The organism is Cryobacterium ruanii (assembly GCF_004404055.1).
Lineage (GTDB): Bacteria > Actinomycetota > Actinomycetes > Actinomycetales > Microbacteriaceae > Cryobacterium > Cryobacterium ruanii.
Genome location: NZ_SOHK01000009.1, coordinates 82,331 through 95,578 on the forward strand (window position 1 = coordinate 82,331; position 13,248 = coordinate 95,578).

Here is a 13,248-nt window from a genome sequence, read left to right on the forward strand (position 1 = left end):
GACATTTATTTGCGAGGAAGAAATGACGCAACCTGACCTGAATCACGGCACGATGAACCATGCTTTGGCGCAGCCGGGCGCCATGGAGCACGGCGCTATGAACCACGGCGGCATGAATCACGGCGATCACGTCGGGCAGTTTCGACGCCTGTTCTGGACCATGCTCGTCATCGCGGTGCCCGTCGTGGTGTTCAGCCACATGTTCTCGATGCTCGTCGGTTACACCCTGCCCGACGTCGTCGGCGTCATGTTGATCTCCCCCGTGCTCGGAACCGTCATGTATGTCTGGGGCGGCCGGCCGTTTCTCACCGGGGCCTTCTCCGAGTTGAAGGCTCGCAAGCCCGGCATGATGCTGCTGATCGCCCTCGCGATCACGGTCGCGTTCCTCGCATCCTGGGGCGCGAGCCTTGGCTTCATCGACGCCGAGCTCGATTTCTGGTGGGAACTCGCGCTGCTCATCGTGATCATGCTGCTCGGCCACTGGATTGAAATGCGGTCGCTGGCGCAGACATCCACGGCGTTGGAGTCGCTCGCCGCGTTGCTGCCCGACGAGGCCGAGCGGGTCGAGGGCGATGGCAGCGTTCGCGAGCACATCGTGTCGGTCTCGCCGAGCGATCTGGCGCTCGGCGACCTCGTCGTGGTGCGGCCGGGCGGGCGTGTGCCGGCCGACGGGCAGGTCATCGAGGGCGCGGCCGATGTCGACGAGTCGATGATCACTGGCGAATCGCGGCCGGTGCGGCGCTCGCCCGGCGACCAGGTCGTGGCGGGCACGGTCGCAACCGATTCCGCACTGCGGGTGCGGGTGACCGCGGTCGGTGACGACACCGCGCTGGCCGGAATCCAGCGGCTCGTCACCGAGGCGCAGGGTTCGTCGTCTCGGGCGCAGCGCATCGCCGACCGGGCGGCAGGCTGGCTGTTCTGGTTCGCGCTCGGCTCCGGGATCGTGACCGCCATCGTCTGGACGCTGCTCGGCCAGCCGCAGGATGCCGTCGTGCGCACCATCACCGTGCTCGTGATCGCGTGCCCGCACGCACTCGGGCTGGCGATTCCGCTCGTGGTGTCGATCGCCACCGAGCGTGCGGCGAAGGGCGGCGTGCTCATCAAGGATCGCCTCGCCCTCGAGAGCATGCGCCAGGTCACCTCGGTGCTGTTCGACAAGACCGGCACGCTCACCAAGGGCGAACCCACCGTCACTCACATTGCCGTCGCGGCCAGCGTCTCCGGCAGCCCAGCGGATGCCGCGGCGGGCGCCGCCCAGACAGGCGACGATCAGGCGGGCGCCGCCCAGTCTTCGGCTGGTCCGGCTCAGGTCGGCGGGACTTCCGCTTCGGCTGCGGGTGCGGCCCCGATCACCGCTAACGAGGTTCTCGCCTGGGCGGCGGCTGTGGAGGGCGACAGCGAGCATCCGCTTGCCCGCGCCATTGTGACGGCAGCGCGTGTGCGCGAGCTGACCGTACCGCGAGCGAGCGAGTTTCAGACGGCCGCGGCGGTCGGCGTGACCGGCCTGGTCGGCGGACACCGTTTCGGAGTCGGCGGGCCGAGCATGCTCGACGAGCACGGGGCGCGGCCGCTGGCCGAGACCGTCATGTGGCAGCGCCAGGGCGCGATCATCCTGCACGTGCTGCGCGATGGCGTGGTCATCGGCGCGATCGGCCTCGCCGACGAGATTCGCGAGGAATCGCGGCAAGCCGTGGATACCCTGCACCGGCAGGGCATCGAGGTGGTCATGATCACTGGGGATGCCGAATCGGTGGCCCGGTCGGTGGCCGTCGAACTGGGAATCGACCGGGTGTTCGCTGGCGTGCACCCGGAGGACAAGGCACGCAAGGTCGCCGAGCTGCAGCACGAGGGCCGTCGCGTAGCCATGGTCGGCGATGGCGTCAACGACGCTCCAGCCCTGGCCCAGGCCGATGTCGGCATCGCGATCGGCGCCGGGACCGACGTGGCGATCGCGTCGGCGGGCGTGATCCTCGCGAGCGACGACCCGCGGTCGGTGCTCTCGGTGATCGAGTTGTCGCGGGCGAGCTACCGCAAGATGAAGCAGAACCTGTGGTGGGCGGCGGGCTATAACCTGCTGTCGGTTCCGCTCGCCGCTGGGGTGCTCGCGCCGATCGGATTTGTGTTGCCAATGGAGATCGGGGCGCTGCTCATGTCGGTGTCGACAGTGGTCGTGGCCCTAAACGCCCAGCTGCTGCGCCGACTTGACCTTCGGCCGGAGGCGAGCGTGAGCGAGCGGTAGCCCCCGCGTGCGTTGCAGCCTCCGATCGCTGGGCCCACCCAACGTGCGCGGGCCCAGTTCGTAGACGGGGCCCGCGCACGGGAGCCGGGCCCTGTCCGCCGTGCACGGCCAGGCGACGCAGGGTCAGTGGCAGTGACCACCAGATGCCGGCGGCATGTTCGCCGGCACATCGAGCACCGGGCTGCGGTCGAAGAAGCCGTCGGGACGCAGCTTGAAGCCCACCGTGTCGACCGGCATGATCGGCCAGTCCTCGACCCGGGGAAAGTGGGTGAGGCCGAACGTGTGCCAGAGCACGATGTCCTCACCGTCAATAGAGCGGTCGGCCGCTATGTACGCCGGTAGTCCGGCGCCGCCCGAGTGCTGGTTGACGAAGTCGCCGGTGGGATACCGTTCGTCCTCGGCGAAGCGGGTAACCCAAAGCCCCTTGGTGGCGAACGCTGCTCGTTGGGCGATTGATGACGCGGGGTCGGCGAGCAGCGTCGGCAGGCCCTGCGGGTGCAACTTGTAGGCCACGGGTTCGCCGAGCCGGTTGAGGGAATTAGGGTTGGAGACATGCCAGGTGCGGCCGATGGAGGCATCCGCTTCTCTGACGCCCGCTAATTCCGTGGCGAGCACGGTGCGTTGGCGCGTGAACGCGTTGCCGCGCTCATTGCCGGGACCCATGGGCACGCGCACGACATCTTCTTCTTCGACCCGGTTGGTGTCGCCGTCGATGGCCATGTCGAGGCGGGCACTGAACAGGTGCTGGTGAAAGGGGGCACCGAGTCCGGGGGCGATCTCGGAGGCGTAGGAGTAGCCCTTGCCGGCGTAGGCGCTCGTGAAGACGACACCGGTGGCCTTGGCCTCGAATTCGATGGTGCCGTCGAGGTAGAGGTACCAGTAGAAGCCATAGTCGTAGTTGCCGACGGTCGTGAAGAAACTGATGACGAAGCGGCGGTTGCGGCGGGTGTACTCGATGCCGCTCCAGAGGTCGCTGTGCTTGGCGAGGATGCTCCAGTCCTCTTCGTGCATGCAGATGCCGTTGCGAATCTCGCGGGGGTTGCCGAAGCCGTCGGTGATGACCGGGCTCAGGTAGGTGATCTCACCGAGGCAGTCGCAGCCGAGTTCGAGCGAGTTGGCGTACTGGCCGACGAGGTATTCGCCGGTGTCGAAGTAGTTCTGCCAGGATCGCACCGGGGCGGGATCACCGTAGGGCACGACCATCTCGGCGATCGACGCACGACGGATGATCGACCGTGTCGTGGCACCGTCGCGAAAGCCGATGTTGTGTAGCACGACGCCCTCGCGCACGTCGAAACCCACGTCGAGGCTCCACTTCTCCCACTCGATGTGATTGCCGCCTGTGACGGTGAAGCTCACGCCCTCGGGCTGGGTGATACTGATCGGCTTAAGCGTCTTCCGCAGCGGCCCGGTGAGGGTGGGATCGGTGTAGTTGCCGTGTTCGGCCGGAATAGGCACGGCGCCGAAGTCGAGCACCTGGTCGACGGTCTTCGCGACGATGTCGACGTAGGCCACGAGGCCGTCGATCGGGTGCGCCCAGGCGCTGTCCTCCGGAAAGTTCTGCACGAAAGCGAGGCCGCGCAGAATACGGTGGCCCTTCTCGTTCGGATACTCAAACACTCCGGCCGAGAGCGGCGCGACGCGCACGGTGGCCACGTCGATTCCGCGCACCGAGAGGGCGGTGAGCCAGCGGGCATCCGTGGTGAGGAGTTCTTCGACGGCGCCGAATTCTTCTTCGAGCACGGGCAGTTCACCGGTGAGCGCGGTGTCGAGGGTGACGCTTGACTCGACCGCGTTGTGGGTGGCCGACACGATCACGTCGGTCGGGGCGGCGCCGGACACGTCGTGCAGGAAGACCCGGAAGCGGCGGTTGGTTTCGGCGGCTTTTCTCGGCGGGTCGAGCAGGCCGAGGTAGGCGACGCGAATGCTCTCGCCGAACAGGCCGGCGTCGGCCAGGATCGTGCGCACTCTCTGCAATTCTTCGGCGCTGGGGAGCGCGAACGCGGTATCGGTGTCAGCGGTCTCGGCGGTGAGCATTGCTTCTCTTTTCCTGAATCGGCCCGGGATACGTCAGTGTGACCCCGAGATTTTTTTCCTATGGTTGTAGAATATAAAGCCATTAAGCCGGTGCTGGCAAGCGTTTCAAGAATCTTTCTGACAAGCTGATCATTCGCCATCAGGAGGGCCCATGCCGAAAGTCGTCGATCACGATCAGCGTCGCGTCGAGCTGGTCAATGCCACCTGGCGCATCATCGCGCGGCACGGCATCGAGGGCGCGACCCTGCGCGAGATCGCCACCGAGGCCGGATTCGCCAACGGGGCGCTCAAGCCTTATTTTGGAACCAAGGATGACCTGCTCACCTTTGCCTTCGGGCACGTGTTTAGTCAGACCAACCGGCGCATCGAGACCTCGACCGCCGGCCTGGCCGGGCTCGCCGCCGTGCGCGCCTACTGCCACGAGATTCTGCCGCTCGACGAGACGCGGGTGAGCGAGGCCCGCATCGTGATTCCGTTCTGGCAGAAGGCGCTCAGCGACGCCGCCAAAGCGCAACTGCACGACGAATCCATGCAGCAATGGCGGCGCGCCCTGCTCGGGCACCTGACCGAGGCGCGAGCCGCCAGCGAGGTGCACACCACTATTACCGACACGGATGTCGTGGGTCACCTTATGAACGTCGTGCTCGGGGCGCAGATCACCGCGGCACTCTCCCCCGGCGAACACGCGCCGGATCAGCTCGTGGCGCAGCTGGATGGCTACCTACGGCTGCTGTCGACCGGAGATTAGTGCGCCCCGCTCCCCGTGGGCGTCTATTTTCGCCGAGTGTCGAAAAAAGAATGACAACGGCGCCTCGCAGGACTACATTGACTGCGGACGATCATTGATCGACCCCATGGGTCAGATCTGGTCGACGCACTAGACCAGCGAAGGAGCTGCTCGTGACGATGACGGTTGTGAACTCGGCAACGGAAGCCGCCCCCGTAATGACCGACGGCGTTCGTTGCGCCGTCGCCGACTCGTTCAGCCAGTGGCGCACTCTCGTGTCACAATCATTCGTTCCACTCGAGGTGCGCAGCGCATCTCGTACCTTTCACGGCACCCTGCGCTCGCGCGTGCTCGACGAGCTCTCGATCGTCGAGGTCAGCGCCAATGGGCACCAGGTGCTGCGCACACCGACGCTGATTGCGGCATCCACTCGGCAATATTTCAAGCTGAATCTGCAGCTGTCCGGCACCGGCCTGCTCGTGCAGGACAACCGCGAGGCCACGCTGCGCCCCGGCGATTTGGCCGTTTACGATACCAACCGGCCATACACGCTCGAATTCGACCAGGACTTTCGCACTCTCGTCCTCATGTTTCCGCACGACGCGCTCGACCTGCCGGCAGAGTCGGTCGGCCAGCTCACCGCCGTGCGGCTGCCCGGCGACGCCGGCCTCGGCCGACTGATCAGCCCGTTCATGGTGCAGCTCGCCGAGAACCTCGACGTGCTCTCCGGCGCGAGTGGACACCGGCTCGCCTACAACGCCGTTGATCTCGTAGCGACCATGTTCGAGAGTGAGCTGAACCTGCGCCGCGACCCGGTGGCGGGCGCGCACGGCGACCTGCTGGGTCGCATCCGCTCGTATGTGGATGCGCGTCTCGGCGACCCGGAACTGTGCCCGGCGAGCATCGCGGCGGCCCACTTCATCTCGACCCGGCACCTGCACAACGTGTTCCACGAGGCCGACAGCACCGTGGCGAGCTGGATTCGCACCCGACGCCTCGAACACTGCCGTCGCGACCTGCGCGACCCCATACTGACTGATCGCTCGGTCGGCACCATCGCCGCCCGCTGGGGCTTCGTCGACGCCGCCCATTTCAGCCGCATCTTTCGCACGGCCTTCGGCGAGACGCCGAGCACGTACCGTCGCGCCTGATCCGGTTCACCGGTGTCGCCGTGCGGTCACGGCAGTGCACTGCACGGCACGGCACGGCACAGCACAGCACCGCACGGCGCCGTCACAGCCCTGCGCAATTCGACAAATGCGGTGCCGCAAATGGCAAACCGATCAGCCCGGAGCTTGCCACGCTGTGACATACACGTTGAAGAATCACCCAACAATTACACGCGCTGAGCGGATGCTGCCGCATCCGCTCGCCGAGACAGCCACACGCACCCGACCCCTTACTCAACGAGGAGTAGCCATGACTCAGACCAAACCCGCATCGACGACAGCACCGGAGACCGCCCTGCACAAGGGCCGGCTCGGAGTGTTTGGGATCGTCTTCTTCGTCGTCGCTGCCGCCGCCCCCCTCGTCGGTATGACCGGCGCGGTGCCGGTGGCGATCGTGCTCGGCAACGGCGCAGCGGCCCCCGGTGCCTACGTGGTCGTCGGCCTCACCCTGCTCGTCTTCAGCGTCGGCTACGCCGCGATGAGCCAGCGCGTCACCAACGCGGGCGCCTTCTTCGCCTACATCGGCCGGGGGCTGGGCCGTCACCTCGGTACCGCCTCGGCGTTCGTGTCGATCCTCGCCTACCTCGCCATTCAGCTCGCGATCTATGGATTCTTCGGAGCCCTCATGGCCGGCCAGGTCGGCGTGCTCCCCTGGTGGGCCTGGTCGCTCCTTTCCTGGGGTGTCGTCACCCTACTTTCCCTGCTCAGCGTCGATGTCGGCGCCAGGGTGCTCGGCGTGCTCATGCTGCTCGAACTGGCCGCGCTCGTGGTCACCGCGGTCGCCATTTTGATCGACGGCGGGCCAGAGGGCTTGAATTTCTGGGCCTCGTTCGATCCCTCCGCCATCATCGCCGGAGGCTTGGCCGGCTCGGCCGGCATCGCGTTTGCGTTCGCCTTCGCGTCCTTCATCGGCTTCGAGGCCACCGCCATCTACGGCGAAGAGTCCAAAGACCCGAAGACCGTCGTGCCGCGCGCCACCTACCTCGCCGTCGTCGTCATCACCGTGCTGTTCGGCCTGACCGCGTTCGCGATGGTGACCGGCATGGGAGCATCGACCGTGGTCGAGAAGACCGCCCTGCTGTCGACGGTCGATGGCGTTCCCCTGGCCGACCCGGCCGCCGTGCTGTTCGCGCTGGCCACGCAGTACGTCGGCCCGTGGATGGCGACGGTCATGAGCATTCTCGTGCTGTCGAGCCTGTTCGCCGGACTACTGGCCTTTCAGAACGCGGCCAGCCGTTACCTGTTCGCACTCGGTCGCGGCGGCGCGCTGCCCAGGCCATTAAGTATGGTCAACGGCCGCGGCGCTCCGAGCACGGCCTCGCTCGTCACGTCGGTCATCACCGGAGTCGTGGTCGTCGTGTTCGCGGTGTTCCAACTCGACCCGGTGCTCAACCTGTTCTACTGGTTCAGCGGCCTCTCGGTCATCGCCATCGTGCTTATTGAAATACTGGTGAGCGTGGCGATCATCGTCTACTTCCTCCGCAACAAGGGAGCCGAGAACATCTTCCAGACCGTGATCGCGCCCGTGCTGGCGACGATCGGCCTGCTGCTCGGCGAATACCTGCTCATGAGCCGGTTCGGACTGCTCGCGGGCACCGTGGCCGACGGTGTCGACCCGACCACAACCCCGTGGGGTCTCAGCATGACTGGTTGGGTGCTCGTGGCCCTCCCGTTCGTGCTGCTGATCGGCGGGTATGTCTGGTCCCGGATGCAGAACCACGAGAACGACGACCTCGTGCGCGACGTGCTGTCTTAGGTGCGGCATCCGCTTGGTTTGAATGCAGCATTGCCTGCGGACCGTGCCGCACCGTCGTTCGCCGAGCGGATACCTACCCCGGGCTCAAGCGATGGCTCGACTCGATGCGCTGGCCCCAGAAGGTTCCGACGATGATAAGAATGGCCCCGGCCGCACCCACCAGACCGAGCGTCTCGCTGCCGAGGGATACCCCCACGAGCACCGCCCAGATAGGTTCAGTGCCCATGAGCAGGCTGGCCCTTGCCGCGGACGTGCGGCGGATCGCCCACATCTGGGCCAGAAATGCGAAGACGCTGCAGGCCAGGCCGAGGTAGAGCACGCCTATCCACGCAGCGAGGTCGAAGGTCGTGACGGCCGAGACGAGACCGGGAAGGTCGAACGCGGTGAAAACGACTGCCCCGACGAGGGCCTGCAGCAGGGTGAGGGTGATGGTGCTGTCGCCGCGGCCGCGAACGAGGTGTCCCATCATGGTGACGTGCAAAGATCGCACGAGGGCCGCCGCGAGAATGAGCAGGTCGCCCACGTTGGGCTGCGCAAATCCGTTGCCGGAGACGAGCAGGGCCACCCCGACCACGGCGAGCACGGCGGCAACGAAGAACGGGCGCGGCAGCCATCGCCGTGCCGCGACCGACTCGAGTACCGGAGTGACGACGATGGTGAGGCTGATGATGAGCCCGGCGTTGGTGGCCGACGTGAACGCCACTCCCTGGGTCTCGAGCCAGAGGATGCTCGCCTGGGTCGCTCCGAGCAGCACGCCAACTCCAAGCGCCCGCCGCGACGGAAGCCGTTCGCGCCGCAGTATCCACACGATCAGCAGGGCAACGGCGGCGACCAGAAAACGCAGCGCGAGCACGGCCGACACGCTCGCCTGCTCGGTGAGCACCTTCGCGCTCAGGTAGCTGCCGCCCCATACCGCGGCAACGAGCAGCAGCACGAGGTCGACGCGGTAGCGCCCGAGGCCCCGCGGCAGCAGCGCGCGGCGGACCAGTGGTGCGGTCAACTTACGATTGGCTCTGCGAGGCGAAACCGGCGTGACGGATGCCCCAGCGCACCACCCACTGCTCCCCCGGCTCCACCCAGTGGAGCCCCGCGCCGGAGTTGAACGCGTTGGCGGGAGCCGTCATCGGCTCGATGGCAATAGCGATGCTCCGCACGGGCTTCGCTGACCCCTGCGTGACGGGGAAGAATCGCGGAGTGAACACCTGCACGTAACGCATGTTCTCGTCGCCCCAGAGGGTGACCCTCCGGCCATCCGGCGCGGTAAGCGAATGCTCGCCGGCATCGCCGACCCCGCCGAAGCCGTCATCGAGGTTGAGGTCGTCGACCGAAACGCCGTCGCGTAGGTCGAACCGGGTGTCCGTCACCGGGGTCTCCCCCGTCGGGTTGAGGCGGTCGTCGACGTCGATGTGCGTCGACGCATCCACTCGCACCATCAGGTCGCCCGTTGGCACGTCCCCGATTTTCAGAAACGGATGCGCTCCAACGGCCACCGGCGCCGGTTCGCCTCCCACGTTGCGCAGCCGGTGCGTGACGTCGAGCCCGGTGGCGGTGAGCGCGTAGGTCACCTCGGTTTCGAGGTGAAAGGGGTAGCCGGACTGCGGAAACACCGTCGCGGCGAGTGTCACCGCGTCGCTCGTTCGCGACACTTCGCGATATGGCGTGAATCGCAGCAGCCCGTGGCTCGCGTTGTTTTTGGCCGGCTCGGTCAGAGCGAGCTGCCGGGTAACGCCGTTCTGCGTCCACTGGCCGTCGCGAATACGGTTAGGCCAGGGCACGAGCACGATTCCGGCCGCCATCGGCGGTTGCACCGACTCGTGGAAGGTCTCGATCAGGTCTATGCCGTTCATGGAATATGCCCGGAGGCCGGCCGCCACCTCGGTCACTACCACTCGGGCCGGGCCGCTCGGCGTCTGGAGTGTCAGTTCGTACTGAATTCCGGTGGGTGCGTGCATGGAGTGCCTATTCGTCGACGGGGAGGCGGGTGAACAGCACGATAGTCGCGTCATCGACTAGTGGCGCGCCCGAGCGCTCCACCTGACGAATGAACGCCTCGGGCAGCGACGTGGCGCAGAGGTCGTCCAGCGCCGCAGCCGGGTTCTCATCAAGGTGGCGCCAGGCGCCATCACTGAGCAGGGCGAAGGCACGCACGGAGTGCTCAGCGACGGACAGCGAAGTGATGGCGTCGCCGGCTGCGGGGTCATCGGCAAAGATCGGATACCCCCCAGGCTGGTTCAGCCGGGCGCGGTTCTTAACGAGGGCGGCGCGGGTCCCCAATTCAGCAGACTGTCGGTCAAGCGCGACCAAGCGGTCGTCGAAAACCCTCACCGTTGTTTCCGTTGTCTGCACGAGGCACATCACGTCGCCGAGTGTGGAGAAGACCAGCTGGTCACCTCGCATCCGTACGAGGGCGGCGCCGGCCGAGCGACGCCAGCCGGCCGGTTCGAACTGGTTACGCAACGACGTGATGGACTCGCGCCACACGTCGGAGTCGCCCCGCGTCGTACTCGCCCGGCTGAGTGATGCGGCAATCGCCTGCGCGAAGGCTTTGAGATCCTGCGGCCAGTTGGCGCCGAGCGGGGTCGCGCCGTCGACGACGCAGGCCGCCGCCTTCGACACCTGCCAGGCATCGTGGTTCTTGCCGGTTAGCGGCACGTCGACTGTCGCGACCTGCCAGGTGCTTGACCAGCTACTCATCGGCGTTCTGACCGTTCAGCGTCGAGATTCTGCATCGACGTGATGACCTTATGCATGCCACGATTCAGATTCCAGGTCGCGAACCAGACCGCACCCCAGAGGATGCCGGAAAATCCGAGCATGCCGAGCATAACCTGCCAGAGACCCGATGTTTCGATGAATCCGAACATGCCGGTCGCGAGCGGCAGCATGGCCAGCCCCACGGTGACGAAGCCGATCACGGTGATCGACTGATTCTGCGCCGCCCGGGATTCGATCGCGACTTTCTCTCCCAGTTCCCGGGACATCATGACCGATTTCTCGGCGAACTCGTCGATCGTGGCGTCGAGGCGACGCTCGAGCGCAACCTCACCGGCATGCACAACCCGACGAATCTCGGCGAGTGACCGCTCAATCGTGTGCTGCAGTCGACGCTCATTGGAGTCGAAGGCGCTGCGCGACTCCTGATCGGCCGCCAGACGCAGTTCATCGAGGGCCGCAGAGATTTCCCGCTCGGATACCCCGAGCCGCAGCAGCAGCCGCCCTTTCGTGAAGTGAAACTTGGGCCAGTCGCGTTCGGCGAGGGCACCATTGACGAGTTCAAGGGCTTCGCGCCAGGTGGCATCGCGCTTCGAGCTTGCACCATCGTGCCAGATGCCGTATTCCAGGAGCAGATGGGCGAGTCCATGCATAAGTCCGGCGGAGTGCGGCATCATCGCGTTGGCGCGACGGCTTAGGGCGATTCCGCGTTCCAGTCCGGCAACGTTGGCCCCGAGCAGGTTGATCGATTGCAAGTGCAAAACCAGCGCCTCGGTGTGCGGCCATCCGACACGCAGATTGGCCAGTTCGTCGAGGAGCGCATTACTACGGTCTGGTACCCCGGCCCGGCGGTAGCCGATCGCGGCGGCAAGCGCCGCGAATGCCCGCTGCTCGCACGTGAGGGCTGAGTCGGCGGAAATCAGTGCCAGGGCGCCCGGGGCATACTGTGAACTTGATCCAACGCGTGTGGCGAGCTCTTCAATGCCGCGGATATCGTCAAACACGCCGAGGACGAGAAGCGCACTGACCTGTTCGGCGAGCACGTCATGCACCACGTTGTCGCCGGCAGCGAAAATATCCCCTTCGATTGCTCGCACCGTCTCGCGCTCGCTCACAGTCAATGTCACGCCCATATATTTTGTCCTTCCGTGGTTTCGATTGTAGTAAACACGGTGCGCCGCCCCATCGTCGATGCACGGCAACGGATGCCGCCAGTAGGCTGACGCGTATGACTCCAGACAGCGCCGCTCGAATCATTGCCCTGCCGAATACGCCGGCTCCAAGAATCGCCGAGACCGCGTTCGTTGCTCCCGGCGCTGTCATTGTCGGCAATGTCACCCTCGCCGACCGGGCCAGCGTCTGGTACAACTCCGTGCTGCGTGCCGAGCTCGAGCCGATCACCATCGGCGCCGGCTCCAATCTGCAGGACAACGTCTCCTGCCACGTCGACACCGACTTTGCGCTCACCCTCGGCACCGGGGTCTCGGTCGGGCACGGCGCCGTGCTGCACGGCTGCACGATCGAGGACAACGTGCTCGTCGGCATGGCCGCGACCATCCTCAACGGCGCCGTCATTGGAACCGGATCGCTCGTCGCTGCCGGAGCCGTCGTGCTCGGCGGAATGGTCGTACCGCCCGGCTCGCTCGTAGCCGGCGTTCCCGCCAAGGTTCGACGCCCGCTGACCGACGACGAGATCGCAAGTATCCGGCACAACGCGGAGAACTACCTCGAGCACACCGAGCTGCACCGCGCCGCCCTCGCCCAGCTGTAGTTTTTCGGCTGGCAGACTTCGACCCAACCACGGCGGCCACAGGCAACTGAACGCCGCGGCTTATCGTGCCGCAATAGTCATAATGCGATTTCATCAGCGACCATTGAGGTCATCAGCTACATCCACCACGTCAACACCAAACGCCCGCACCAAACCTTCGGCTACGTCACACGGACCGAAAGACTCACCGGACTCACCCTCGCCGTCTAAAATCAAGCTCAAGGACACCACCTGGAAACGCTAGGTCACCGCAGCTTGCTTTTGCGCCACCCGTTTGAAATCACGGCAGTCACGGCCAGCCGCTCAGGCCGCAAGGCCGCCGTTAGGCCAGCGGGGTCTGCTCGGCGGCCCTGACCACGTTCGAATGCGCCATGGCGCTCATCACCGGACCGCGGCCGCGGGGCTCCTTGGGAGATGCCCGGTGACCGCCGCGTCGAGCCCGCTGCCAACGACGAGCACGCCCAGAAGCCAACAGACCCAGTAACCAATCGTGGGGCCGCGGCCCACCATAACGACTCTCTGGCCCCAAACGGCTCGTCGCAGCGGCGCGCACGTCGACGATTCCGCAAGCGGCGTGGGACGAAGCGCACGCGCTGGCGCATCATAGCGGATCGAGCTGACCGCGACCAGCCCCCGGACGGGTCGTACCGCCGCACACATCCACCCCGCTACTGTGCAGTCACTGGTACTTGAGGAAACCTCAAGTTAACCGCAAGCCGGACGTATCACGGCGGGAATCCACCGAAAAATGCCCGATTGGCGCCTTCCAGAAACTCCTGTTCCTCCGAACTGCAGGGATTGCATGAAGGCGTCAAACCGTCGATCCCCGGGACCCAG

The 13,248-nt window shown here is 65.9% G+C and carries 10 protein-coding genes; 5 read left to right on the forward strand and 5 right to left on the reverse strand.

Features of this window, described 5'->3' with window-relative positions; all coding sequences use genetic code 11:
- Positions 1-22: 22 nt before the first annotated feature.
- Positions 23-2,239 (forward strand): HAD-IC family P-type ATPase, encoded by a 2,217-nt coding sequence (locus E3T47_RS06295; RefSeq protein ID WP_134555299.1) that lies wholly within the window; start codon positions 23-25, stop codon positions 2,237-2,239.
- 123 nt (positions 2,240-2,362) lie between these two features.
- Here E3T47_RS06295 and E3T47_RS06300 read toward each other — a convergent pair whose 3' ends face one another.
- Positions 2,363-4,276 (reverse strand): primary-amine oxidase, encoded by a 1,914-nt coding sequence (locus tag E3T47_RS06300; protein ID WP_134555300.1) that lies wholly within the window; start codon positions 4,274-4,276, stop codon positions 2,363-2,365.
- Between the two features lie 151 nt (positions 4,277-4,427).
- Between E3T47_RS06300 and E3T47_RS06305 the strand changes: the two genes are divergently transcribed.
- The 3 genes from E3T47_RS06305 (at position 4,428) to E3T47_RS06315 (ending at position 7,928) form a co-directional block, all read left to right on the forward strand.
- A complete protein-coding gene (locus E3T47_RS06305) occupies positions 4,428-5,024 on the forward strand; it encodes a TetR/AcrR family transcriptional regulator (RefSeq protein ID WP_134555301.1) in 597 nt (198 codons plus the stop codon).
- A gap of 158 nt (positions 5,025-5,182) precedes the next feature.
- Positions 5,183-6,154, forward strand: coding sequence for an AraC-like ligand-binding domain-containing protein (locus E3T47_RS06310; RefSeq protein WP_422386475.1), 972 nt, complete (start codon positions 5,183-5,185; stop codon positions 6,152-6,154).
- Positions 6,155-6,422: 268 nt separating this feature from the next.
- Positions 6,423-7,928 carry an APC family permease gene (locus E3T47_RS06315; RefSeq protein WP_134555302.1) on the forward strand — a complete coding sequence of 502 codons (1,506 nt, stop codon included), beginning with the start codon at positions 6,423-6,425 and terminating at the stop codon, positions 7,926-7,928.
- Between the two features lie 73 nt (positions 7,929-8,001).
- Here the strand turns inward: E3T47_RS06315 and E3T47_RS06320 are convergent, their stop codons facing one another.
- Genes E3T47_RS06320 through E3T47_RS06335 form a run of 4 tightly spaced genes read right to left on the reverse strand, consistent with a single transcriptional unit; the run spans position 8,002 to position 11,767 of the window.
- On the reverse strand, positions 8,002-8,928 hold the full coding sequence (locus E3T47_RS06320) for a DMT family transporter (protein ID WP_241982008.1): 927 nt from the start codon (positions 8,926-8,928) through the stop codon (positions 8,002-8,004).
- Position 8,929: 1 nt separating this feature from the next.
- On the reverse strand, positions 8,930-9,880 hold the full coding sequence (locus tag E3T47_RS06325; RefSeq protein WP_134555303.1) for an aldose 1-epimerase family protein: 951 nt from the start codon (positions 9,878-9,880) through the stop codon (positions 8,930-8,932).
- Positions 9,881-9,887: 7 nt separating this feature from the next.
- Positions 9,888-10,622: a hypothetical protein gene (locus tag E3T47_RS06330; RefSeq protein ID WP_134555304.1), complete on the reverse strand. Its 735-nt coding sequence runs from the start codon at positions 10,620-10,622 to the stop codon at positions 9,888-9,890.
- Entirely contained in the window at positions 10,619-11,767 is a 1,149-nt protein-coding gene (locus E3T47_RS06335) for a hypothetical protein (RefSeq protein WP_134555305.1), read from the reverse strand. The genes E3T47_RS06330 and E3T47_RS06335 overlap by 4 nt, the downstream gene beginning before the upstream one ends.
- Before the next feature lie 101 nt (positions 11,768-11,868).
- Between E3T47_RS06335 and E3T47_RS06340 the strand changes: the two genes are divergently transcribed.
- Entirely contained in the window at positions 11,869-12,411 is a 543-nt protein-coding gene (locus E3T47_RS06340; RefSeq protein ID WP_134555306.1) for a gamma carbonic anhydrase family protein, read from the forward strand.
- Positions 12,412-13,248 lie beyond the last annotated feature (837 nt).

What these genes read in the sequence shown, in the direction of transcription:
- E3T47_RS06295 (WP_134555299.1), top strand. Translation starts at nt 23, where the DNA reads ATGACGCAACCTGACCTGAATCACGGCACGATGAACCATGCTTTGGCG.
- E3T47_RS06300 (WP_134555300.1), bottom strand. Translation starts at nt 4,276, where the DNA reads ATGCTCACCGCCGAGACCGCTGACACCGATACCGCGTTCGCGCTCCCC.
- E3T47_RS06305 (WP_134555301.1), top strand. Translation starts at nt 4,428, where the DNA reads ATGCCGAAAGTCGTCGATCACGATCAGCGTCGCGTCGAGCTGGTCAAT.
- E3T47_RS06310 (WP_422386475.1), top strand. Translation starts at nt 5,183, where the DNA reads ATGACGGTTGTGAACTCGGCAACGGAAGCCGCCCCCGTAATGACCGAC.
- E3T47_RS06315 (WP_134555302.1), top strand. Translation starts at nt 6,423, where the DNA reads ATGACTCAGACCAAACCCGCATCGACGACAGCACCGGAGACCGCCCTG.
- E3T47_RS06325 (WP_134555303.1), bottom strand. Translation starts at nt 9,880, where the DNA reads ATGCACGCACCCACCGGAATTCAGTACGAACTGACACTCCAGACGCCG.
- E3T47_RS06330 (WP_134555304.1), bottom strand. Translation starts at nt 10,622, where the DNA reads ATGAGTAGCTGGTCAAGCACCTGGCAGGTCGCGACAGTCGACGTGCCG.
- E3T47_RS06340 (WP_134555306.1), top strand. Translation starts at nt 11,869, where the DNA reads ATGACTCCAGACAGCGCCGCTCGAATCATTGCCCTGCCGAATACGCCG.